20 protein-coding genes and 5 pseudogenes are annotated in these 23856 nt (G+C 31.2%); 16 read left to right on the top strand and 9 right to left on the bottom strand.

All coding sequences use genetic code 11. From position 1 onward, the window contains the following. Window positions 1-37 precede the first annotated feature (37 nt). The 6 genes and pseudogenes from ssb to AACL19_RS00455 all read left to right on the top strand — a co-directional run bounded on the left by ssb (window position 38) and on the right by AACL19_RS00455 (window position 3442). Entirely contained in the window at window positions 38-514 is a 477-nt protein-coding gene (ssb, locus tag AACL19_RS00480) for a single-stranded DNA-binding protein (protein WP_339045831.1), read from the top strand. Window positions 515-516: 2 nt separating this feature from the next. Then, on the top strand, window positions 517-1248 hold the full coding sequence (fabG, locus tag AACL19_RS00475; RefSeq protein WP_339045830.1) for a 3-oxoacyl-[acyl-carrier-protein] reductase: 732 nt from the start codon (window positions 517-519) through the stop codon (window positions 1246-1248). A 25-nt stretch (window positions 1249-1273) separates the two neighbouring features. Continuing rightward, window positions 1274-1735: a tRNA (adenosine(37)-N6)-threonylcarbamoyltransferase complex ATPase subunit type 1 TsaE gene (gene tsaE, locus AACL19_RS00470; protein WP_339045829.1), complete on the top strand. Its 462-nt coding sequence runs from the start codon at window positions 1274-1276 to the stop codon at window positions 1733-1735. After that, entirely contained in the window at window positions 1716-1976 is a 261-nt protein-coding gene (locus AACL19_RS00465; protein WP_339045828.1) for a hypothetical protein, read from the top strand. Before tsaE ends, AACL19_RS00465 begins: the two co-directional genes overlap by 20 nt. A gap of 24 nt (window positions 1977-2000) precedes the next feature. Next, window positions 2001-2282 carry a hypothetical protein gene (locus AACL19_RS00460; RefSeq protein WP_339045827.1) on the top strand — a complete coding sequence of 94 codons (282 nt, stop codon included), beginning with the start codon at window positions 2001-2003 and terminating at the stop codon, window positions 2280-2282. Window positions 2283-2577: 295 nt separating this feature from the next. Beyond that, a pseudogene (locus AACL19_RS00455) lies at window positions 2578-3442 on the top strand (IS481 family transposase). Window position 3443: 1 nt separating this feature from the next. Here the strand turns inward: AACL19_RS00455 and AACL19_RS00450 are convergent. Further along, the gene (locus tag AACL19_RS00450) at window positions 3444-5168 is read right to left on the bottom strand and encodes a hypothetical protein (RefSeq protein WP_339045826.1); all 1725 of its coding nucleotides are present in this window, start codon (window positions 5166-5168) and stop codon (window positions 3444-3446) included. Between the two features lie 150 nt (window positions 5169-5318). Here AACL19_RS00450 and AACL19_RS00445 point away from each other — a divergent pair, with 150 nt between their 5' ends. From AACL19_RS00445 to AACL19_RS06965, 6 genes and pseudogenes are all read left to right on the top strand, one after another. Then, a complete protein-coding gene (locus AACL19_RS00445) occupies window positions 5319-6977 on the top strand; it encodes an ankyrin repeat domain-containing protein (RefSeq protein ID WP_339045825.1) in 1659 nt (552 codons plus the stop codon). Between the two features lie 156 nt (window positions 6978-7133). After that, complete coding sequence (locus tag AACL19_RS00440) at window positions 7134-10604, top strand: DEAD/DEAH box helicase family protein (protein ID WP_339045824.1); 3471 nt, start codon at window positions 7134-7136, stop codon at window positions 10602-10604. A 39-nt stretch (window positions 10605-10643) separates the two neighbouring features. Further along, window positions 10644-11645, top strand: coding sequence for a hypothetical protein (locus tag AACL19_RS00435; RefSeq protein ID WP_339045823.1), 1002 nt, complete (start codon window positions 10644-10646; stop codon window positions 11643-11645). A gap of 137 nt (window positions 11646-11782) precedes the next feature. Further along, the gene (locus AACL19_RS00430) at window positions 11783-12361 is read left to right on the top strand and encodes a hypothetical protein (RefSeq protein WP_339045822.1); all 579 of its coding nucleotides are present in this window, start codon (window positions 11783-11785) and stop codon (window positions 12359-12361) included. A 316-nt stretch (window positions 12362-12677) separates the two neighbouring features. Next, complete coding sequence (locus tag AACL19_RS00425; RefSeq protein ID WP_339045821.1) at window positions 12678-12842, top strand: hypothetical protein; 165 nt, start codon at window positions 12678-12680, stop codon at window positions 12840-12842. A gap of 15 nt (window positions 12843-12857) precedes the next feature. Continuing rightward, window positions 12858-13657: pseudogene (locus AACL19_RS06965) on the top strand (IS4 family transposase); the annotation flags it as partial. A gap of 268 nt (window positions 13658-13925) precedes the next feature. Here the strand turns inward: AACL19_RS06965 and AACL19_RS00415 are convergent. The 5 genes from AACL19_RS00415 to AACL19_RS00395 form a co-directional block, all read right to left on the bottom strand. After that, complete coding sequence (locus AACL19_RS00415; RefSeq protein WP_339045820.1) at window positions 13926-14093, bottom strand: hypothetical protein; 168 nt, start codon at window positions 14091-14093, stop codon at window positions 13926-13928. Between the two features lie 97 nt (window positions 14094-14190). Further along, on the bottom strand, window positions 14191-15453 hold the full coding sequence (locus AACL19_RS00410) for an ankyrin repeat domain-containing protein (protein WP_339045819.1): 1263 nt from the start codon (window positions 15451-15453) through the stop codon (window positions 14191-14193). 197 nt (window positions 15454-15650) lie between these two features. Further along, entirely contained in the window at window positions 15651-16088 is a 438-nt protein-coding gene (locus AACL19_RS00405; protein ID WP_339045818.1) for a hypothetical protein, read from the bottom strand. A gap of 34 nt (window positions 16089-16122) precedes the next feature. Continuing rightward, entirely contained in the window at window positions 16123-17094 is a 972-nt protein-coding gene (locus AACL19_RS00400) for an ankyrin repeat domain-containing protein (protein WP_339045817.1), read from the bottom strand. A gap of 107 nt (window positions 17095-17201) precedes the next feature. Continuing rightward, window positions 17202-18431, bottom strand: coding sequence for a lipoprotein-releasing ABC transporter permease subunit (locus AACL19_RS00395; RefSeq protein WP_339045816.1), 1230 nt, complete (start codon window positions 18429-18431; stop codon window positions 17202-17204). A gap of 106 nt (window positions 18432-18537) precedes the next feature. On the opposite strand from AACL19_RS00395, the gene grxD reads away from it, so the two are divergent. The 3 genes from grxD to AACL19_RS06960 all read left to right on the top strand — a co-directional run bounded on the left by grxD (window position 18538) and on the right by AACL19_RS06960 (window position 20065). Beyond that, window positions 18538-18870, top strand: a complete 333-nt coding sequence (gene grxD, locus AACL19_RS00390; protein ID WP_339045815.1) for a Grx4 family monothiol glutaredoxin — start codon at window positions 18538-18540, stop codon at window positions 18868-18870. Between the two features lie 74 nt (window positions 18871-18944). Beyond that, complete coding sequence (locus AACL19_RS00385) at window positions 18945-19829, top strand: cation diffusion facilitator family transporter (RefSeq protein ID WP_339045814.1); 885 nt, start codon at window positions 18945-18947, stop codon at window positions 19827-19829. 11 nt (window positions 19830-19840) lie between these two features. Continuing rightward, a complete protein-coding gene (locus tag AACL19_RS06960; RefSeq protein WP_410519860.1) occupies window positions 19841-20065 on the top strand; it encodes a DUF1467 family protein in 225 nt (74 codons plus the stop codon). 1373 nt (window positions 20066-21438) lie between these two features. On the opposite strand, the pseudogene AACL19_RS06955 reads toward AACL19_RS06960, so the two are convergent. Next, a pseudogene (locus AACL19_RS06955) lies at window positions 21439-21727 on the bottom strand (IS630 family transposase); the annotation flags it as partial. Window positions 21728-21917: 190 nt separating this feature from the next. Between AACL19_RS06955 and tnpA the strand changes: the two are divergent. Then, window positions 21918-22303: pseudogene (tnpA, locus tag AACL19_RS06950) on the top strand (IS200/IS605 family transposase). A gap of 61 nt (window positions 22304-22364) precedes the next feature. Here the strand turns inward: tnpA and AACL19_RS00380 are convergent. Both AACL19_RS00380 and AACL19_RS00375 read right to left on the bottom strand, forming a co-directional pair. Beyond that, a pseudogene (locus tag AACL19_RS00380) lies at window positions 22365-22511 on the bottom strand (IS630 family transposase); the annotation flags it as partial. A gap of 158 nt (window positions 22512-22669) precedes the next feature. After that, a complete protein-coding gene (locus tag AACL19_RS00375) occupies window positions 22670-23773 on the bottom strand; it encodes a hypothetical protein (RefSeq protein ID WP_339045813.1) in 1104 nt (367 codons plus the stop codon). Window positions 23774-23856: the final 83 nt, after the last annotated feature.

The following is a 23856-nucleotide window of genomic DNA, read 5'->3' as shown; positions in this document are numbered from 1 at the left end:
TTTAGAGTAATATATTAATTAAATTAATGTTTTAAAGATGTCGAGTGGTAGTGTTAATAAAGTAATTTTAGTTGGTAATCTTGGTAAAGATCCAGATATAAGAGCAATGCAAAATGGCAAGGAGATGGCAACGTTTTCACTTGCCACTTCTGAAAGTTGGTTTGACAAGGCATCTGGTATGCGTTCTGAAAAAACAGAATGGCATAATATTGTTGTGTTTAGCGAAGGGTTGGTAAAAATTGTAAAAGATTTCGTACGCAAAGGCAGTAAAGTATATATTGAAGGTTCCCTAAGAACTAGGAAATGGGTGGATCAAAATAATAATGATAAGTATACCACAGAGGTAGTGCTGCAAAATTTTAGCAGTGCTTTAACTCTTTTAGATTCTAAAAATGCTACTAGCGCTGAATATACAAACAATGAACGTAAAGATTATAAGACCAGTGGCGAATATAAAAATTACAGTAAAGAAGACGAGTTTGAAGGAATTATTGATGATGAGGTGCCATTTTAACTATGTTCAACCTAGCAGGTAAGAAATTCTTAGTTACAGGTGCATCAGGTGGAATAGGGCAAGCCATTACGGATGTGCTATATAAGGCTGGAGCTACTTTATGTATTTCTGGAACAAGAAAAGAAATTCTAGAAAAAATGGCAGAAGGTAAAAATAATGTGTATTCATTGCAATGTGATTTAACAAATAGTGAAGAAGTAGATAGTTTAGTTGATAAAGCTAGTGATCTAATGGCAGGTTTTGATGGCATTGTATGTAACGCCGGAGTAACGCAAGATAGCTTACTACTTAGAATGACAGATGAAGCATGGGATAAGGTTATTAACATAAATCTTACTTCAACTTTTAAATTAAACAAGAAGGCATGTAGTAAAATGCTCAAAAATGGTTGGGGAAGAATAATCAATATTTCTTCTATAGTTGGTTTTACAGGTAATCCAGGGCAGGTAAATTATGCCACATCTAAAGCAGGAATGGTTGCTATGAGTAAGTGTATTGCAAAGGAATTTGCAAGCCGCAATATAACAGTAAACTGTATTGCGCCAGGTTTTATAGAAACATCAATGACTTCTTCTCTTTCAGAAGAACAACAAAACAATATAATGAGCAATATTCCTCTAAAAAGAATGGGTATTCCAAAAGAAGTAGCATCAGGAGTTTTGTTTTTAGCAAGTGATGAAGCTAGTTACATTACTGGTCAAACTCTCCATATAAATGGGGGGTTATTAATGTAATGATCAATATTCATTATATATAATGATGCATATTGAAAAATATGAAGCCATTGATGTTGGTTTTGTTGAATTATTAGCAAAGAAAATTGCTAAAATTGTAAAGCCTCCATATGTTATTGCTCTGTATGGAGATTTGGGAGTTGGAAAAACTGCTTTTGCTAAGTTTTTTATAAACACTTTATTGCCTGATGAGGTAGTTTCTAGCCCTACTTTTAATATTATGAGTCGTTATGATGCTTGTGATTTTACTATCTGGCATTTAGATTTGTATAGAATAAAAGGTCTGGATGAGCTATATGGTATTGGTGTGGAAGAGGTGTTAAATTCAGGTATTGCTGTTGTTGAGTGGCCAGAATTAATAAAAAGGTTAACCATACCTGATATAGAAATTAATATTAACTATAATGATGATAAGGACGATTTGCGTGATATAATAATACAAACTAAATCTGAGAAAAGGAGGAGTTGTGTCACAAATATTAGATGATCTGAAGAAAGGCTTTAAAGCTGTTGATGAATTTTACACCAATAAAATAAGAGAGCCTGTAGTAAACCTTATAAAATCATGTAATAAAGTTTTTAAGCTGGCTAAGCACGATGATACTCCACATGACGATAATGAACATATGATAAAAACAGCTTTTGAGCAAAATGAATCTACATTCAATCAGGTTTCTGCAGCAGAAGATTTAATTGAAACAAGCATAAATGATAATGACATACTATAATCTAGATAATTTATACTACAAATAATGATAAAATGGATAATACTTTTAATAATAGCTATTATAATTGGGGTTGGTTGCAAGTGGTTTTATGAATGGCTGAGTCAGAGTTATTTTTCAGATGATACTAAACTTAAAGATGTTAGCTCTGTAGATGATAAACCTCCTTTAGAAGTAAAAGATAAAAAGTTTGATAACAAAAAAGATTTAGGTAAAATTCCATATGATATTAAGAATAAAAAAAGTGAGTTACATATAAAATCAGTAAAGTCTGTATCGAAAAATACAAAAAAAGGGAAGCATTTATAAGTACATCTTGATTTTATAGTCTATAATGTAAAAGATAAAACTTAAACTGATAGAAAAATTGAAAGCTAATATCAAGTGAAAAATTTAGTCAAAAATAGTGATAACTGTAATACTGTATTAACTCAACCAAAAACAGGGAGTATACTAAATGCAAGCCCCAACTATAGATGAGGAGAAATTTGTACTGTTTGGCTTAAAATAACAAAAAATAAGAGAAATGAATACAATACAAACAAAAAACCAAAGTTAGGATTTAGCAAAACAGCTAGGGAATGTATCTCAAGCGTGCAAAGTGATGGGATACTCAAATTTTACAGATTCAAGGAGTTATACGAAAATGGTGGGATGAGATAAGTAAGAAAAGTTTGCAAACAGAGTCTCTGAGGATGTAGAAAGAGCCGTGGTTAATATTGCAACAGAATTTCCAGCATATGGGCAACAAAAAATGAGCTGAGAAAAAAGGGCATTCTGAAGGTGGATTAACCTTTAAAAAAAGGCTTTGAAGCAAAAGTTGCACAAGATGGAATAATTTTGACAGAATTGCAGCTTTAGAAAAAGTGAAAGAACAAAAAGAAGCGTATGGTGAAGTTGATACTTAGATTATCTGGGTTCTCAGGATATTTATTACGTGGGTAATATAAAAGGTATTGGGCGAATTTATCAGCAGACTTTTATTGATACCTATTCTCGTTGCTAAGCTTTATGTAGATAAAACAGCAATTACTGCAGCTGACTTGTTAAATGATAGACATTCTTTGATGGACAAAACATTGCGCATTTTGACTGATAGAGGTACGGTGGTAAGCTTAAAATTATCAGCTTTATTTGGGTATATCGATCATTCTAGACCCAAACATTACAGACCAATGGCACATATGTTTCACAAAACTATGCAAATCATCTTTAGAAATACAATTCTTTAGAAGATCTACAAACTGATATTGGTTGCAATGAGACAATCAGGCAAATATTGCTACGGTAAAACGCCAATACAAACTTTTCTTGATATATTGCTTTTCAGAAAAACATTAAATCAAGATTCTGATAGTAGTTTAAACTATTTAAATTCTTCTAATGCTCATTTGTCAGATTATGTTCTGTCTAGTACAGTTAATTTTGCTTTGACACAGTTTGTTGGATGTTCTCGCTTAATTATATAAATCATCCATTTCTTCCAATAACGTTGTTTTCTATATTTCTACTATGTATAACCATTTCTACACAGTTTCTAGAAGATGGTGGTGCTTGTCTTTCAGGTGGACTTCTGCTTACAGAGTTTGAGCTTACATTTTTCTCGTGCAAATCAACATTCAATAATTTTGATATTTCTTCTCTTAGTTCAACACCTTGATAATTCTCGCTAAGATCTTTAATTTTCCCTTTGTCCAATTTCATTGTTTGAATTAGATAGGTATCAATAATATCTGTTTTTATTTTTTGAACATCTATTGGCTTATTACCACAAATAGTAATTTCACACTTTCCCTTTTCACTACTAACAACATAACCCTGTTCTTTGATTTTCGCTCTCACTATCTTTTTAAATGAGCTATGAATAGCATTTATTATTTTTTGACTACAATCTGTAAAAGAAGACTTGATTGTTTCGAACCAGTGCGCCAAAGAGATTGTGCTTTTTTTAGTATATATATCTTCTTCTTTGTTTTTACCTATACTGTCATGAGAAGCTGCTGCATGTAGATACTGAGGTTTAGGTGGAAGTGGTGGCGGAAATGATAATTCTTCGGTGTTCTGATATATAGGTTCTGTTGTTTTAATATCTTGAAGGTTTTGGTATATAGGCCCTATCTCTCTTAAATTCTCATTAATTGATTCTTGTTTTAATTCTTTGAGATTTTTATCTCTTCTGTCGCTTAACACCTCGTTACTTGCTACCATTATTTGATTTAACACATCTGTTATTATTCCCTCAACATCTATTGATTTACTTCCTTTGACAATAATCTCAGACTCTTCTTCTTCGCTGCTTTTTACACTGTAACCCTGCTTATTGATTGCTTTTATTACTGTCTCTTTAAAAACACTTTGAGCACCACGTATTATTTCTTTATCACCATAATTGTTCTGAACACAAAATGACTTGATCTCTTTCATTGGCTTTGCTAAGGAAATAGTACTCTTCTCAACCGCCGCATATATTGGCCCTTCCTTTTTTAAATTTTTATGAATAGGTTCGTGTACTAAATTGGTATTGATAAATTCTTGTACTTTTTCTAGATAATTAATATCTCCTGTTGTTTTTCCGTTTTTGTTTTTATGAGACGCTTGTACACCCTCAAATTCAATATTTTTTATATCTTCAAAATTAAGTCCGTTCTTTTCAAGCCACTCTTTCTCTATTGATGATGTAAATTCATTAACTTTCCTAATATTTCCTATACTATCATCAACCAACATCACAGTCTTTGGCAATTTACCATGCTTCTCCTTATACTCTACAATTGCCTTATAGATGTGTAAATTTTTTCCAACTTGATTTTGCTGTTCTTTTATGTCTTCTGGTAGTTTAACATCATAATCTTTTGGGAAACCACCGAATACAGAAATACCCCCTGATTGTTCTTTAGATAAATCTAAGTAACCCTCTACTACCTTTTTTACAGCATTTGGATATCCTGTATATGATGCAATATTAACTGCTATACCATTTGAAAGCGCAGATTCTAATCTAGACTTCAAACTCTCTTCATTCTTGATTCCACCTGTGTTCTCAAGAAAATTACTTATGTCATCATTAGTTACCGCATATTTTGCAGCAGTGTTAAAATCGCTTTTCTCAAGTTTAGAAAAGGTGTTATGCATATGCCCATTGGTAATAGTATTGTCAAAATCAAATATTAACAGAGCATCACTTTTCATCACCATACTATCCCCCATACTTTATAATATTTAGTTTACACATTAATATATTAATTATTTATTTAAATCTTATAATTTTATTATGTAAAAAGTAAAACTAAGTTATAATGATACTAGCATACATTATAAAATACAAAATTTTCATTGTTGGGGGATATGAGGAGAGAGTTAGTTTTAGGATCTATCATAACAGGAAGCATTGGAGTTTTTGCAATGTCATCTTTATTTGTGGCGTTTCCATTTAGAAATGATCCAAAAGGTTTAAGATTGGGTATTGCTTTGCTTGCAGCAAGCTCTTTTATATTATGCGTTGCAAGTATAATACTTCTAAAGTTAAGTAATAAATTACTAGATGCTAGCAAGAAGGGAGATACAGCAAAAGTAAAATCTCTTTTAAAAATAGGGATTAATGTTGATACTAAAGATTGGAATGGGAGCACACCTTTGCTTTTAGCTATTGAAAAAAAGCATATAGAAACAGTAAAACTCCTTCTTAAACATAATGCAAATGTTAACGTTAAAAATGGATTTTGGACTACGCCTTTATCTTTATCTATTAGGGAAGGTTATATAGAAATAGCAGAACTGCTTTTAGAACACGGTGCAGATGTTGCTTTTGCAGCAAGATCTAGCTTTGCAGAGTGGAAGGACGATAATGAGCTTGCGATCTTTGCTGCTGCAAAAGGATATACAAAAATATTAGAGTTGCTTTTAAATAGAGGGGTAAGTGCTAATCTAAAAAGAAATAGTGATACTTTGCTACACTTAGCCCTTGAGAAAGGTCATACAGGAGTAGTAGCACTGCTTTTAAAGCATGGTGCAGATATCAATGCTAAGTGCGTGTTAGGTAGATCACCTTTAGATCATGCTATTTGTAAAAAATATAAAGAAATAGTAAGGCTGCTTCTAGAAAGAGGAGCGAATGCTAATCTTACAGATAGTGTATTTAGTGCTGCTTACAACGGATGTTCAAAGATAATGGAATTGCTTCTAAGACACGGGGCAGATGTTGGTGCTATAGGTAATTTTGGCGATACGCCTTTGCACATTGCTGCTGAATTTGGACATACAGAGATAGTAAAATTTCTTCTAGATAGAGGGGTGAATATTAATGCTGCAAATAATTATCACAATACACCCTTGTATAAAGCTATTAGAAATAATCATGTAGAGACCTTTTTTACCCTTCTGATTTTTGGTGCTAATATAGATGAAGAGTGGAACCAAGCAGTAGTAAATAGCAGGCCTGATTTGAACCATTGTTTAATGGAGTTTAAGAAAATCAAGAATACGACTCACTTAGGCAAGATCATACAAGGATATAAAGAAAGGAACTTAGAAGTGATTTTAGATTACATTAGTAAATATGGTAGAGAAAATAATATAGAACAACTAATTCAAGAATTGCAAAGTATTAAAGGATGTTACAGTTCTAATGAATCTCAGTCTTTTATACCTGAAACTTTGTTAGATATTGTAAAGTATATGGTGCAACAATATATGAGTCAACACAGGAAAACACGGTTTAAAATAGGAGCTTTAAGTGATTTGATTTATCAGGCAATAGATAGTCAACTAAAAGTGGAAATATCACTAGAAGATATTGTGTATATTGTGTCATCGAGGGTAGCCTCAACAATTAGTGATCAAGATGCAGTAAATCTTAGTTTGGTGTGCAAATCTATTAACGATGAAGCCAACGATCGCGCAAAAACCACTCAGTGTGCAGAAAATATGTTACTCACTCAGTTGGAAAAAATAGTAGTATCTTCAAAGGCAAATATTGGAGTAGGTGGTCCACAGGTTGGAGGTTAATATAAATTATTTTTTCGTTACTTTTGCTTTTTCTACATCCTATTCTTTCTCTTACAAGTCAAGCTATAGAAGTATGTTTTAATTAAAAAAAGAAGTTGATTTTTATATATACCAATAATATTATTAACTTAATATACTAAGTGATAAGGAGGTGATATGGGAATGGTTCATACTAATGCTAAATCAGTAGAAAGTGCAAGGCTAGTTAAGTTTGTCGTTGAGAATTTAAATAAAGCAAGAAGCGACAAAGAAAACATTATCAATAGAATTGTAGAAAAAATTAAAGGAAACGAAACTGGTTTTGAAGGAGAGCTAACTGATGAAGTTAAAGTTAAAATTACAAAGCATGATGAGAATACGCACGATATTGAATTTATAGATATAAGTAAAGATGAATTAGCTTTATTCAAAGAACTACACCTACAAGTATATAAAAAAAATGAAAAATATGAGTTTGGAGTAAAATTTAACGAAAACGGGCAAGAATTTGTTTTGGGTGGAACTAACGAAAAATTACCGTACAGGTCACAAGTAAGTGCATTAGCAGGTGGTTTTGCTAAACACTTAGCGCTAATTGCATCATCAACAGGATCTGGCAAAACTATTACAAAGTTGATGTTTGCTCTTGTAGCAAGATTATCTGGGATGGAGGTTATATCAATTGATGCTCGTCAAGATTTAGTAGATCAAGAATATAAAGATCAAAAGGGAGCTGTCTCATTTAGTGAATTGGGCAGCATTAATTACAATGGTACTTACAATCAAAAAAAGAAACATAATATATTGAGTCTAGAAAATTTCTTTAACTATTCAAATCAAGTGATAGATTTGGAGGTTCTTTCTAACCTGGTAACAGAGAACAATGCAAAGCAGCAAGAATTTAAAGTAGATTTAAAAAACAAAAGAATAACAATTGGTAAAGATATTAAAATTTATCAAAACTATTATGAAATAAAAAACAAAAGGTATGAAAAAAGTATTTTTGAGAGAAAGGATGTACTTTTAATTTTTGATGAAATACAGGATATGGTGAATAAAGGGGAGGCTTATCATATTCAAATTCAGCTTCTGTTATTACTTGCAAGTTGGAAAAAAATAAACTTAGTAATCACTACTGCAACTCCTCCGGTTTGGATAAAGGAATTTGTAGAAAAAGAAAATGGTTACATTGAGGCACAATCACTGCAGGAGAAAATAGCATCAGGAATTGGGGGAAAAATTGATATTGAAGTTTGTAAAAACACAAGAACTGCAGAGTTTGTACAACACTATGTAGATTATGGTAATAGTAAAATACTAACAAGACTTCAAGATGAAGATTATTATTATAATCCGCAGAAAGATAATTCTACCACTGATATAAAAGAAAAAATAAGAAAGTATATTACTTGGAACTTGCAAAGCCAATATAACAGAATGACTCTTGCGTGTATTGACTCAAATGATTTTAAAGATTCATTTGAAGATAAAATCAAAAGTCCAGAAGAACAACTAAAAACGTTACAGGATAAAGAAAAAATAAAAAAACAAGATAAATACTATAATAAATGTGATTTTTATCATCAAATCAATAGTTATAAGTCCCATGGTGAAGTAAGAGAGTTGCTCATTGAGCAATTTGGTTGCACTGACGATATTAATGAGGTTTTAAGTGAATTTGACTATAAGAGCAGCATAGCTGAAAGTGGTGTGTTCGCTGTAGAGCATGGATTTATCAACAACGTTATATCGTGCATAACTGCAGTACCACTTGATGAGTTAGATAAAGAAAGATTTTCAGGATCACTTGAGGGTAAATTTAAGGATTTTACTAACAATTATGCTGACAACAAAATAGATGAAGAAATAGATAAAAGAATATCTGACTACGTTTCAAAACTAGATATTAAAGATCAAGATGTTGTAGCAGATATACAAAAAGGGATGAAGATAGTATGGAGCCTTTTTAAAAAATATCATGACAAAGAAAATAATGAAAAATTTGGTACATTGCTAAATAACCATAATTTAAGTAGAGAAATTCATAGCATGATGCCACCTGATTTTAGTAAATTATCTGACGATAATATTATTGAAATCTTTGCTCAAGGTAAGAGTTATGGCGTTTTTCAATATTTAAAAAGTAATTATGGTGGTGACCTTTTAGATACTGAAAAAGAATGTAAGGAGCTTTATGAGAAGCTAGAAGAAGGAATTAAAGAAGCAGAAGAATATAAACGTGATAAATTAGATCCATCACGCGAAAAGTGTGAATTGATAAGGTCTCAGCTATATAATGATGATGGTACTCCAAGAAAGTCTGCAGAAAAATTATCTTCTCAAAAAAGAGAAAGTCTTCGGGAAAAACATACAAAATTATGCAGTGAATGTCGTGAGTGTAAAAAGGAACATAAAAATTTAACAGAAAAACCAAAACAAGCGTTAATTAAGAAATTTAAAATCATACAAGAAGCATTTCAAGCTGAGAAAAGGTACCCATTAAATGAGTTGAGGGCAATTTGTAACAAATTTTCGATTATTGATGAAAATACTGTAGATAGGTGTCTTGGTGATGATTTATCACGCGTAAGTCTTGTTGGTTTTTATTTTAATGATCATAGAAAATCAGGATTTAACAACACGATTTTATACAACGTTGTGATGAAAGAAGCTACTGTTGATAGCTTAGCAAATAAAAAACAGTGTGTTGGTAGGCCTGGGCGTAAAAATGGGCCTATTATATCTTCATCTTATGTTGATTCTTCTAAGATTAGCAATCTTAGTGAGATTAAAGATAAATTAATGTATGGCAGCCCTTTTGATTCTTTTGAAAAAACAGAGCATAAAATTGATATAAAAGAACATGCTGAAAGGGTAATTAGAACGATTGAAGAAATTATTGATTCACAATTTACAGCAGATACAACTCTTAATGAAGACAGATATAATAAGGTTATTGAGGATGTTATCCAGTATGTTTTGAATGTGCATCGTGAAATGTATAATCATAGTGAATACAATAAAGACAAAACATACAAAAATTTCACTAAGGTTTTAAAGTCTGCAACTTCTATTTTAGAAAAGGAATTAAAAAATAAGGAAATAGTAACAGGGGGCTGTGAGATCAAGCTTAAAATCAAAGATCTTGAGTCTAAGATAGCTAATTTATTGGAAGAGGATGAAAAGCTTGGGCACAGCATTGAGTATACGAAAGAAAAAAAAGGTAAAATCAATGATAAGCTAAAGATAGAAGTAAATTTTCTAAAGGCCCTAATTATAAAACTTTGTGTTCTGGTACTGCGTTTATGGTATTTAAGACTTAATCCAGAAGAATCGCAAGTGCAAGAGATTTTAAAGAAAGATGGCATGCCTACTTTAAAGGAGGGGCTAATACTTAAAAGAGCAAGAGTAAAGGTTATAGATGAAGAAAAGGCTTTATTAAAGGAACATAATAAGAAAAAAGCAAAAATAGAAAACTTCAATAGTGAGAAAATAAAGCTTCAAGATCAGTATTACAGTACGCCTAAATATATAGGAATGATAAAAAGAAAAGAAAATGTTAAGCAAAAAGATATAACTGATGAAGATAAAAATAAGATAATAAAAGAGCAGCTAAATAAGATTGAATTAGAATTAAGTAAGGTATAAAATTCTTTAAGTAAACGTGAGTGTGAAGAAGACTTAGCTATGTTTAAGGAACTCAAAAATAACATAAACATAATGAGCTTGAAAGCAAAAGTAGAGCCATTAATAAATGGACAAAGACAATACATTGAAGAATATAAAAAAAATATGCAAGAAAGAAGTAAATCTCTAATGGATTTAAAAAACAGAATAAAAGGATCAAATAATTTTCAAGATTTAAAAAAAAGTATGGATGAGGTGGAAAGTGTAGTTAGTACTTATAAAGTTGAAGGTCTAGAGGAGGATTTAATTTTGCAAAAGTACGTGAAAGACATAACAGGTAAAGCTAACTCTTTATTAGAGCCTAAAAATGAAGCTAAGCTCAAAGCTATGGGCAAAGAATTACATATGGAATATAAAAATAAAGTATCTCAAGCAGTTGAAGACTTGTTAAACAATACAAGAAAAACTCAAGCTCAAAGGTTAGCTGAGGATTATAAGCCACAAGGCCGAACTAAGTTTGAGAGATTATATAATATAATGAATAATCAGATTGAAGATCTTAAAGATCAAGAGTTAAGTAATAATAATATTGAGACATTAGGCAATATCGGAATACTAATTGAATATTATGATGAGTTTACAAAAGAAGAAACTAGGCTTGAAGAGATAGAGAAAAAGCAGGAAGCTTTAGTTAAAGAAAGGGAGGAACTGGAAAGTGAAAAGCAAATGTTGCAGAATAATGACAGGCAGTTTGATATCTGTAGAAAGTTAACGGTATATGAAAGCATAAATAAGAATTATGAGTTAAATAGGATTATATGGTCACAAAAAGTACTGTTTGAACTTATAAACAAAATCCAAAGCAAAGGTAATATTGCAGAAAATAGAGATCTTGCAGCTGAATGCGTCAGCTCTTCAGTTTTTTCAGAGTTATTTACTAATATCATAATGCCACTCTTTAATGATGGGAATTTAAAAATAGCACTTGATATAGTTGAAAGTAGCGGCGATAGCTCAAAAGAAAATGTAAAAAAATTAATGAGTTTTATCAAAATCTACTAGATAGAAAGTTTGAAGATGTAACTAGTGATGTTAATTCCATTTTAGAAAGCATGCTAAAATTATGTAGCTTAATTTCATTTGTAAAATTAAATCACCATTCTAATAGTTTTAAGAAAGACCTTAAACTTGTTAAAAGAATGACGTTTGGTTTATTTGATCCTATGAATCTTTTACGCAACAATTTATTTAATAATACCAATCCAGATACAACACAAAATTTGATACAAGCTTTTCTTCAGGATAATAAAAATACAGATGATATGTATAAATTTATCCAAAAGTGTAATCCTATGACAGTAGGGATTCATGATAATCGTTTAAACTCTGGAACCACTTTATTTTCATCTCTTCATTTAGCTTTAAGTGCATTTACTATACACAAAGGCTTTCAGGCAGATAATGAAGGGATGTCCAAGCTTTTTAGTAATACTAGTGTAAGGAGAGGAACAGAAGCAATCAAAAAGTTAGATGAAGGAAAAGATAAAGATGATGTAAAAAGAGGTATATATGAAAGATTGGAGACGCTTAAAGAAGGTTTAAATGGTGGTAAATTTCCTGCGTATGAACTTGATAAACTGACACAAGAAGAACAACATATCTGTAAAACTCAAGAGTTATCACAGAAATTTAAACAAGTTTCAAAAGCTCCATTTCCTGCAAGTTTTATTGTAAGGCCAAGCTCTCAATGTTTAGATAATTGTCATCGATTGATGTGATGCATGGTGTTTAGTAAAAATTATAGTTTCAAAGTTATGGAAAAATTATGTAATATGTTAATTTAAGTAATACCGCATGGTATAATGTATAAGAAAAGATCAATTAAGTTTGAGTTGGTGTGATTTTTCTAAATTTTTCAGTATACTATTAAGTAATAGTACACGGTTAGGTTAAAGGGGGGGGAATAAGGATGAAATTAAATCATTAAAAATACTAGTATTGTTTTTATAGACTTTTGGTAATAATTTTATTAATATCAAAATATATTCAACCACCATGGAGACTATAAGTCCAGAGATTGAAAAAAAGCATAGAATGGAGAGCGTGCAACAAACCATACGAGTGCAGATAAGGAAAGTTGGTGGAGAGAAGAAAAAAACAAGGCTCTTAAATTTATTACAAAAAATTATAATGAGAAAAATAACTAATTTATCCTCAACGAATTTTGTAATGAGAAAGCAGATGAAATATCAACTATAACAGAAAAGAAATTGAATGATTTTGGGTAACATAGGGGTTGAAAGCTGTAGCATAGATGGAATTATTAAATGAAGATTCTGTAAGGTTTAAATTTTAGGTTTACTGAATATGAAAAGAATGTACAACAGTTTTATTTAGAAACATCTCACAATTTAAAAGCATAGGATATATTAGCCTACCTAATGATATGGAAAATTTGTATAAAGGATATGTATAGTGGTTATGAATGGGATAAAATTACATTCTAAATCATGAGCTAACAGATCAGGGTTATAGAGGCAATATATCAACTGCTGACTTAGTTGTACCTTAAACAAATGGATGAAGCTTAGCAGTTATAAATCCGATACCAATATGTATGACATAGAAACAAATCAAAAAATAGAGTTTGTTTAGAATTTCTAGAAAGGGAAAAATTAAAGTGAGATCAAAAATTAACTGAATACAATCAAAAGAAGAAGGGCTAATAAAAAGTCTTCTCAAAAGAATCAAAAATTGCTGGATTGGTCAATATTCATAACTAATGTCACAGAGAATAAAATTAATGCTATTAACAATTTACAAAGTAAATTATTTAAATTATATAAGTGATGAACTTAAAGATACAATATATGTTAAATTGTGCGCAATTCTTATATTTCATGGAATTGTACAAAACTGAAAGAGCTGAAAGGCGTTCATTGAACTAAAAATAGAGAGTTGTTTTTAGCGCTAAAATTAATAATTTGAGAATTTTTCTAATAAAACTTATCACAGACTGGACACAATTTTCTGTGAAAGTTAAGTTCATTGAATCTTCTAACACTTTAACTTGACTCGTATGGTTTGGGGAATACTCCCTTTGGCAATCTTGTGAAAAGCAGCATAACTACTATATGGTAATTTAGGCAGTGCTCCAGCCGTTTATTACAACCTCCAGTAAAGCAACAAATCTTCTCATCCACATAAATTTTCTCTCCTCTTGGTGGCCTCTCTATATCCAGCTTCATCTATATACGATTTTTTCGATAAATCTCTACCTATTTGGTAAATTTTTTTTAATGTGATTTTTAGCTATCTTACCAAATTGTGCTTATTTCGAAATCAAGTTTCATCTTTGCCAGCTGGATGCTTTTTTACATATTCTTCTATTACCATTCTTTCTTTTTGAGCCATGTATATAGCGTCTAAAAGCTCCACAACCTCATCTTTTGACCCCCCTTCAACCACAGATATTGCTTTTTCCCGCCTATCTCTTTCTATACTAAACATTTCATTTTTTTGCAGGTGATATAAATCATAAAACGTTGAAGATCTAACACTGTTTATCTTTTAGCTAAACTCTATGGGTTTTAGGTATATCAGTAATTTAAATCACACAACACTCCGTACTTGATTTCATGGACTCTACTGTAACTCCAATGAGTGATTTTTTTGGTGCTTCAAGGACTACTTCCTTTAATCTTGTCAAGAATGAACTCACTCTCTTACTAAGAACTAATGAAACAGCTTTATTTGTATCATCATCAAAATATGAAACTATTATTTCTGCTGCTTCATAAGGTAAATTTTCTAAAATAATTCCATCTTTTGTTGTCACTTCAATGTCATTTTTTGACTCATGCAATTGAGCTGCTACTACTTTCTTACTTGTAAAAAATTTTAAAAATATATGTTTTACAAAATCTAACAAATACTCAAGTATGAAAAATAATCGCTCATAGGAATGTCTCTTCTTAATAGCTTCAAATTCTTTGATTAACTCCTGTTTTTTAGTTTTACCATTTATAAATCCCAAAATAACATCTGTATTTTCTTCTATACCTTTGCTTGTATTTATCTGCATTAATTCACCTAAATTAGGCATCTTTTTGATTTCTTTGAATACTATTAAGCACTCTTTAAGCTCATTATTGACTTTGCTTGCATTATTCTCATCTGGGGTTACACCATAAATTAAAAGCAAGCACATAATTTCTTTCTGATTGTTTATGATGGCATAGCGTAAAGCTACATTTCCATCTTCAGTGTTAACCCCATGCTTTAAAAGCAACCTTACAACTTCTATATGGTTCTTTTGAGCAGCAATATGTAAAGCCGTTTTTCCATTAAATTTAGCATCAATATCTATTTCTTCGTGATCTAGAAGCAACTCTACAACCTTTACATGACCACAACTTGCAGCAACGTATAAGGCTGTCTCCTTACCAAGATTTTGAGTATTAATATCTGCCCCATGCTTTAAAAGCAATTTTACAATTTTTGTGCACCCCCCTTTAGCAGCAACGTATAAAGCTGTTCTTTTATAAAGATCACAAGTATTAACATCTATTTTTTCATGGTTCAAAAGCAACTTTACGATCCCTACATGACCACAGCTAGCAGCAACATATAAAGCTGTCTCTCCATTAAGTTTAGCATTAACATTAATTTCTTTATGCTTTAAAAGCAATTCTACAATCTCTTTATCACCACTTTCAACGGCAATGTGTAAAGCTGTTTTTCCGTAATAACTTGCGTATCGACAAGAATAATCTCTAGCATTAACATTTATTTTTTGAGTTAAAAGAAACTTAACTTCTTCTACATCTTCTATCTTAACTGCAGCTAAAAATGCATCAGTAAATGACATATCCCCTCCTAAATAAGTAGACTAATAGTAGTATACTTTATTGCAGATAGTCAATTATAATGGTTTTAGTATAAAAATTTAGGTTACATTAATAAACTTACTCATAACGTAATATTTCAGAAGGATTTGTAGAAGCTGCCTTGATTGCAGAAGGAATTGTAGCAATCAGTGATAGTGGTTAAGAAGAAGTTCCTGCTTCAAGTCACACAGCACGATGTGCCTGGTTCTATAGACTCTACTATAACATTAACTAATGATTTTTTTGATATTTTAAAAACTGCTTCCTTTAAGTCTACTAAGAATACCTCTACTTTCTTATTAAAAGCCAATGAGATACTTTCCTTTGTATCATCATCAAAATATAAAACTCTTCTCTCTGCTGCTTCGTAAGGCAGATTTTTAAAAACAGTTCCATCTTCTGTTGCCACTTTAATGTCATTCTTTGATTCATGCAATTGAGTTGCCATAGTTTTATCATTTGTAATGAATTGCAGAAATTTCAAAATTATGTGTCTTATAAAATCCACCAAACACTCAAGCATAAAAGACAATTGCTCATAAGGGCATTTCTTCTTAATAGTTTTAAGTTCTTTAATTAATTCCTGTTTTTTAGTTTCATCATTTATAAACCCCAAAATGATATCTGTATTTTCCTCTATATTCTTACTCTTAATTTATCTCCATTAACTTACCTAAGTGAGGCATTTCTTTGATCTTTTTAAATACGGTTAAGCACTCTTTAAGCTCATTGTTTATTTCTCTTTCATTATCCTTATCTAAAATTGCACCATTAATCAAAAGCAACAACATAATGTCTGCTTGATTTTGTGTAATGGCAATAGATAAAGCTGTTTTTTCTTTATGATCTCGTACATTAACATTTATTTCTTTGTGACCTAAGAGCAATTTTACAACTTCTATATGGTTCTTTTTAACAGCACAGTGTAAAGCCATTCCTTCCCACCAGCTTCCAACATTAACATCTATTTCTTTGTGATTTAAAAGCAACGTTATAACTTCTATGTCACCCCTTTTGGCAGCAAAGTGTAAAGCCCTTTGTTTAGAACAGCATTCAGCATTAACATCTATTCTTTTGTGATTTAAAAGCAACTTTACAACTTCTATGTCGCCCTTGTCGATAGCAACGTGTAAAGCTGTTCCTATACTAATTCTAACATTAACCTCTATTTCTTTGCGCTTTAAAAGCAACTTTACAATTTCTGTATTGCCATTTTGAACAGCACAGTGTAAAGCTGTTTTTCTATCATGATCTTTAGCATTAACATCTATTTCTTTGCGATTTAAAAGCAACTTTATAACTTCTATATCACCCCTTTCAGCAGCAAAGTGTAAAGCTGTACCCTCAGTATCTACCCTGTCTTTGCCCTCTAAAATAGACCTTTGGTATTTTTCATAAATGCTACAGGTAGTATCAACATCAGTGATATTAACATCTATTTCTTTGCGATTTAAAAGCAACTTTACAATTTCTATATTGCCATTTTTAACAGCACAGTGTAAAGCTGTTTTTCTATCATGATCTTTAGCATTAACATCTATTTCTTTGTGATTTAAAAGCAACTTAACTTCTTCTACATCTTCTCTCTTAACTGCAGCCAAAAATTTATCAGCAAGTAGCATAACTTCCCCCTAAATCGCAAGTATATTAATACTAACATATTTTATTGCAGCTAGTCAATTAGCTTATAATGGTTTTAGTATAAAAAATTTAGGTTACATTAATAAACTTACTCATAACGCAGTATTTCAGCAGGATTTGTAGAGGCTGCCTTGATTGCAGAAGGAATTGTAGCAATCAGTGATAGTGATAAAGATAATAGTGATATTTTTACCACATCTTCTGGTAACAAGATTACAGGTAAAGTTGAAAAAAAGTAAACCATAGGGTCAAGAAATTGTACGTTAGCTATATATTCTAGAAATGTTCTTATTCTTTCAACATTAAGAGAAAATACTACACCGATAATAGAGCCTAAAAATGTACCTATAAATCCAGTAATAAAACCGCAAAAACAAAATACTCTCATTATGCTGCCTTTAGTTGCACCAATTGTTCTCATAATAGCAATAGCTGATTTTTTATCCTGCACAAGTGTAATTAAACTTGAAACAATGTTAAAAGCAGCAACTACAATAATAAGAGCCAAAATCAAAAACATAACACTTCTTTCAGTTTTTAAAGCATTGAAATAATAGTTTTGTAGGGATTGCCAATCTTTGGTTTGCATGCCGGTCTGCTCTTCTATAGCTTTAGCAAATTGTGGTGCTCTATCTACATCATTTATAAATATTTCAATGTTTTTTATATTATTCTGATAATTGAAAAAAAGCTGTGCCTCCTTAAGTGGAATATAAATTAGCATACTATCATAATCAGGCACTTCTGTATAAAATGTTGCTACTACCCTATATTCTTTCATTTTCGGCATTTCATCTAAAAGATCTGTAAGCTCTTCAGATGAAACAAGAGTAATGTAATCACCATAGTTTATACCAAGATTTTCAGCCAAACGTGAGCCTATTATAACACCCTCATCAAATTCCTTGGTACTGCCTCTGTTTATATGATCAGCTATGATATTTTTACGTACCAAATCCTCTTTTGCTATACCATAAGCTAGGGCGCCTAAAATATTGGCTTTAGATTTTATTATGACTTGATTTTCGGTAATAGCAGCAGCATTGCTTATACCTTTTATATTTTTGATTAACTCTACAACTTGGTTATAATCACTATTTATATTTTTATCAAAGTAAACAACAATGTGACCACCAACTCCAAGTATTGTCTCAAATAATTTAGCTTTAAACCCGTTCATTACCGACATAACGGTTATTAAAGTTGCAACACCTATTGCAATGCCAATTACAGAAAATAAAGTCATAATTGAGAAAGGGTGTTTACTATTTTGTCGCAAGTAGCGGAAAGCTAGCATTAATTCAAAATTTAAAGACATAAGGTTTAGGTCTAAATCTAGAAAATTTAGCTTATCGCTTTATTTTATGAAATAAAACATTTATATTTTGTTAGTTGAATTAGTACTGGAGTAAAGGATGTCAATTATGCAAGATGATTACCTATTAAAGCAAATTGGAAAGGACGTAAAAGAAAATGACGTAGTGCTTTACATAAAGGGTAGCAAAGATTATCCACAGTGCGGATTTTCTCTTGCAGTAGTATCGATATTGCAGAAAATTGGTGTAAAATTTAAAGATGTTAATGTTTTAGAGGATCAAGGATTACGAGAAGCTATAAAGAAGTTTTCAGAGTGGCCAACAATACCACAACTCTACGTAAAGGGAGAATTTATTGGTGGATGTGACATTATTAAAGAAATGTATGAGAAAGGAGAACTAAAGAACCTTTTAATTAATAAAGGTATTATTAGTGAGTAATATATGCCTCTAAAAAGCTGGTAGACAAAAAACTGTATTACAATATTGTTAAGATATATAATTAAATATTTTAAATGACTGCAATACATAACGGTAAACATTCATCTCACTCTAAGTCTCTTATTTATGCTATAATCATTATAGCTGTAACTGCAGTATTAGAAGTAGCAGGTGGCGTAATTTCAAATTCTCTTGCACTATTGTCTGATGCTGGTCATATGCTGACTGATCTTATATCGCTAATTTTGAGTTGGTTTGCATATAAAGTTGCAACTAAGAAATCAGATTTAAAGAGATCTTACGGGTATCATAGGCTTCAGGTAGTTGCAGCATTTGTAAATGGCCTTACGCTGTTTTTAATTTCGGGAGTAATTATCTTTGAATCCATAAAAAGGTTTATATCTCCAGTGAATATTAACTGGCAGATTATGTTTTCTATTGCAACTATAGGATTGATTGCAAATATACTGGCATTTTTTCTATTATATAAAAAAGATGAAGATAATTTAAACATAAAGAGTGCTGTGCTTCATATCACTGGAGATATTTTAGGGTCTTTAGCAGCAATTGCTGCATCATTCATCATTATGTACACTAATTGGCAAATAGTTGATCCTATTCTTTCAGTATTCGTCAGCATTGTAATACTTAGAAGTGCGTATAAAATAGTAAAACATTCTTGCCATATTTTGCTTGAAGGTACCCCTAAAAATATAAATCCAGATGAGGTAAAAAGTAAAATTGTTCAAATAATACCTGAGGTGATTGATGTACATCACGTACATATTTGGTCACTTACTGAAAACTACCTTATCATTACAGCTCATATAAAAGTAGGCCAAGGAATAAACTATAATGATACAGTATATAATGTGAAAAAATTACTATGCGATATATTCAGCATAACACATGCTACTGTTGAAATTGAATACGATCAATGTGTAGATGATAAGTTGTAGAAGGTAATTACGTGAATTTCATAGTTTTTGTATCTTTTATGTTAATATGGTGGATTGTTTTTCTCTGTATATTGCCAATAATGGTTAAAATAGATGATAAACCTAAGCTTGGTTTTGCCAGCAGTGCCCCCACCCATCCTTACGTATGGCAAAAGATGCTAATGTCTACTATAATCTCAATTATTTTGACTTCAGTTTTATTTTATTTTAGAAGTCATAATTATATTAAATTTTAAAAATCTATTTAGCTAAATAGATTATGTAACGCCAGTGGGTTGTGAAAAAGATTTTTTTAAAAATGGTAAAATCTGTCAATTTAAATCTGTTCTATAACTTAAATCGTGTAAATTATGAGATTTTACAATAGCTTTCATACAAGAAACTAGGCAGTTTGATAAGAAAAAGTTATAATAAAATTTTGTAAAAAGATGACTTGAAAAGTAAGCAGTGGGAAAAGACCAGAAAAAGAAGGAGGTAGCGGAAAGAAAGAGAACAATAGCTGTAGTAATGTGGATATGAAGCGCCGCAGCAGAATATGGAAAATGGTCGCTGCATAAGATAGGAAAATTGGCAATTCAATACTCTGGCTGTAGGTGAAGATACAAATGATAAGTTCAACAATCATCAGAACATGCTGCCGGTGCAAGAAAAAAAATATATAAACTAGTAGACAAAGTTAGAACGATGCAAAGGGGTATTTAAGTAAGCTGCTTGTTGCATTGAGATTTAAAGGTCTGATTATACTTTAGATTTAATAGATATGCTGATGATACATGGTTGAAGCAGCAAAACCTGTTATTCCATCATGTTCCAATAGAAAAATACCAAATGATAAAGAGAGGAATTTAATTGAAAGAATAAAATTAAGCATTTCCGTAGATTGTTATCACAAGCTGGCATAGAATGGAGAGCGTGCAACAAACCATACGAGGTGAAGATAAGGAAAGTTGGTGGAGAGAAGAAAAAAACAGGCCTCTTAAATTTATTACAAAAAATTATAATGAGAAAAATAACTAATTTATCCTCAACGAATTTTGTAATGAGAAAGCAGATGAAATATCAACTATAACAGAAAAGAAATTGAATGATTTTGGGTAACATAGATGGAATTATTAAATGAAGATTCTGTAAGGTTTAAATTTTAGGTTTACTGAATATGAAAAGAATGTACAACAGTTTTATTTAGAAACATCTCACAATTTAAAAGCATAGGCTATATTAGCCTACCTAATGATATGGAAAATTTGTATAAAGGATATGTATAGTGGTTATGAATGGGATAAAATTACATTCTAAATCATGAGCTAACAGATCAGGGTTATAGAGGCAATATATCAACTGCTGACTTAGTTGTACCAATAAACAAATGGATGAAGCTGGAGCTTATTTTGTTAGCCGTTATAAATCCGATACCAATATGTATGACATAGAAACAAATCAAAAAATAGAATTTATTTAGAATTTCTAGAAAGGGAAAAATTAAAGTGAGATCAAAAATTAACTGAATACAATCAAAAGAATAAGGGCTAGCAAATCAAAAGAATAGACCTCTTTCAAAATTCATGTATGGAGCTCAAAATTATAAATATAGCATTTCCCACAGAAGGATTCATAAGAAAGCAGAATATGACTTGAACAGAGGGATGTTCTTCCTGGCCCTGTTTTTAACCAATGAGTTTATTAAAGTCAGGGTGGAAGATTTCAGTGCCTTAGCAAATTCACTGATTTTTTTTGATTTATGGAAAGTAACATTGTCAAGAATTACAGTTTGACCAGGCTAGTGTTAAAAATTGTTAAAGTTAAAAACCTCTGTATCACTTCGAAGGTCATAGGAGCAATTATTTTCCCATTATTCAGAGTATACTAATACGCTGACTCTTTTTTCCAGCTTTTAAAGCATTTCTGGTAATATCCATAAGTTCTGTATTATTGATTCATACCAGACTTTTAGGTTGCTATAATTTCTTTAAATTTCATCTCTTTCTTTATGTAGTTAGGTGGGTGACCCACGCCTTAAGGCGAAGACTTTAGTATAGGATTACTTTAGTATTTTCTATGGATTAAAAACATAGCTCTCATAGTACGCGTTTGATTTCACGTAGTACTAAGTATAGGTACAGGATACTTGTAGGTGAAACAGCAGTAGAGAGATTATCAGAAAATTACGTAGATATTGTAAGTGGTAATATTACGCCTGATCACGTACATATGCTAATTTCTATGCCGCCCACTATCCAACAATATATCAAAGGGAACGTAAGTTATTCCAAGAGTTTGAACAATTAAGAAAAAGATACTGGGGTCAACATTTGTGGGCTAGAGGATATTTTGCTGTTACCGTTGGTAATGTAAATTCTACAGATGTGCAGAAGTATATTGAAGAACAAGAAATTCATCATAAACATCACAAATCTCTGAGTTTTAAAACTTGCTTTAAAGCTTTAACTCATACCATCAGCTTTAGCTGGTTGTAATTGATACCCATAGGTCTTTTTTTAATCCTCTATGTATTGTTCGAAAATTAATATTACCCTAAAATTTAGCCATTTCCGATAGTGTTTTTCCACCTTAGCAAATTCAGTCAGTAATTTTATGATTATAGTTCCAATGACTGAAAATCTCCTGTTTCCTTGCGTTTCTGCTGCCACTCATATAATGTTCTACTTTAAATCTTATAGCTATAGATTTTCTCCTTCATCCAATTGCCTTTTTCCTTAAATCATAACTCTGGCATCAACCATCCTAAATCTTTATCTTATCTCATTCGGATCTTTAAAGGAAGGGCTATACTACAAACTTAATATGAAGAGGTTGCTGCTTAAAACAGCAACCTCATTCAGCTATCTACTTCTGCCAGCAACAGCTTCTTGACTTTTAGCTTCAAACTTCTCTACTAGTCTTTCAACATTATTCTTAACTTTCGATTTCGAATCAACATTGCCACTAAGTGATTCAAAAAATTGCTTTTTGCTCGCAACGTTTTGACCATATTGCTTCTCTGCTTGAGTATAAGCTTGCGCAGTAGGCTTTGGTGCTATCTTAGGTTTTTCACTAGCAGGCTTTAAGTTTACTGTAAACTGTGAAACATAATTTGGAGTTTCTGTTTTCTGGCTACCCTTTATTTTATTACCAGCATCAATAACCTTTTGCGACTTCTCTGGTATCAAAGGCTTAACAAGTTGCTTTGTAGCTTTAGGTACAATCTCTTCTTGTGCAATTTGAGTTATAGGAGTAACAATTTCCGTATAAGTTTCAATTTTAGATGCAGCTTTTGTTGCATTATTAACAAGATTCTCGTCTTCTTCAACAATAGTTTCTAAAGCAGGTAATTCACTAACCTTTCGCTCAAGAACTTCTTGTTTAGGCTCTGTTTGAGTTGCAACATAAAATGTAGCATTGTCCACTTTTACCGTATGCTCATCATTAAAATCTTCAAGATTTTTGCTTTTAAACTTTGCGATAATTTCTTGAAAGAACAGCCTTATTGCTTTAAAAACGCTAATGCCTTTAGAATCTTGATCTTTTATTGTTTTTCCATATTGATCGAAGATTTTATAAAAATCATCACATTCTTCTTCACTTAAGGACTGAAGATGAGTATTGAGCTTTTCTAATGGATGCTCTTGTGAAGCAGCAAGGCTACTACTTTCAGTTTTCATTTTTAGCGCTTCTTCGCATTTCATTAGGAACAGGTGTTTTAATCCGTCTTGTAATTCTTTTTTAAGAAACAGCTTTTTAATTGAATTGCTATTACTTTTATTCTCAAATAAAATACTGCGTATACCATTAAAATGACGATCTGCAATATCTGAAATTTCGTTAATAGTAACTTTTTCAGGAAAGCCTTCTTTTATAAGTTCGCCTATTAGCTCTAAAGTTTCCTCATTAGTTCTTTCGGCTTTTTTGGCATTGTGATGCATGTTAATTAATGTAAAACTAGTCATTTATTCCCCCATAATTAGTTTAGATATTAACTATATTACTATATAAAGTATTAATTATTAGTTAATATCTTTTGTAAAAGGAA

The organism is Candidatus Mesenet endosymbiont of Agriotes lineatus, from assembly GCF_964019585.1.
GTDB lineage: Bacteria > Pseudomonadota > Alphaproteobacteria > Rickettsiales > Anaplasmataceae > Mesenet.
Note: the sequence above shows the minus strand (reverse complement) of the source record. Positions and strands in the feature narration are given on the sequence as shown.

Coding starts and splice junctions, on each gene's coding strand:
- ssb (WP_339045831.1), top strand. CDS start 38: ATGTCGAGTGGTAGTGTTAATAAAGTAATTTTAGTTGGTAATCTTGGT.
- fabG (WP_339045830.1), top strand. CDS start 517: ATGTTCAACCTAGCAGGTAAGAAATTCTTAGTTACAGGTGCATCAGGT.
- tsaE (WP_339045829.1), top strand. CDS start 1,274: ATGCATATTGAAAAATATGAAGCCATTGATGTTGGTTTTGTTGAATTA.
- AACL19_RS00460 (WP_339045827.1), top strand. CDS start 2,001: ATGATAAAATGGATAATACTTTTAATAATAGCTATTATAATTGGGGTT.
- AACL19_RS00450 (WP_339045826.1), bottom strand. CDS start 5,168: ATGGTGATGAAAAGTGATGCTCTGTTAATATTTGATTTTGACAATACT.
- AACL19_RS00445 (WP_339045825.1), top strand. CDS start 5,319: ATGAGGAGAGAGTTAGTTTTAGGATCTATCATAACAGGAAGCATTGGA.
- AACL19_RS00440 (WP_339045824.1), top strand. CDS start 7,134: ATGGGAATGGTTCATACTAATGCTAAATCAGTAGAAAGTGCAAGGCTA.
- AACL19_RS00435 (WP_339045823.1), top strand. CDS start 10,644: ATGTTTAAGGAACTCAAAAATAACATAAACATAATGAGCTTGAAAGCA.
- AACL19_RS00430 (WP_339045822.1), top strand. CDS start 11,783: ATGACGTTTGGTTTATTTGATCCTATGAATCTTTTACGCAACAATTTA.
- AACL19_RS00425 (WP_339045821.1), top strand. CDS start 12,678: ATGGAGAGCGTGCAACAAACCATACGAGTGCAGATAAGGAAAGTTGGT.
- AACL19_RS00415 (WP_339045820.1), bottom strand. CDS start 14,093: ATGTTTAGTATAGAAAGAGATAGGCGGGAAAAAGCAATATCTGTGGTT.
- AACL19_RS00410 (WP_339045819.1), bottom strand. CDS start 15,453: ATGTCATTTACTGATGCATTTTTAGCTGCAGTTAAGATAGAAGATGTA.
- AACL19_RS00400 (WP_339045817.1), bottom strand. CDS start 17,094: ATGCTACTTGCTGATAAATTTTTGGCTGCAGTTAAGAGAGAAGATGTA.
- AACL19_RS00395 (WP_339045816.1), bottom strand. CDS start 18,431: ATGTCTTTAAATTTTGAATTAATGCTAGCTTTCCGCTACTTGCGACAA.
- grxD (WP_339045815.1), top strand. CDS start 18,538: ATGCAAGATGATTACCTATTAAAGCAAATTGGAAAGGACGTAAAAGAA.
- AACL19_RS00385 (WP_339045814.1), top strand. CDS start 18,945: ATGACTGCAATACATAACGGTAAACATTCATCTCACTCTAAGTCTCTT.
- AACL19_RS00375 (WP_339045813.1), bottom strand. CDS start 23,773: ATGACTAGTTTTACATTAATTAACATGCATCACAATGCCAAAAAAGCC.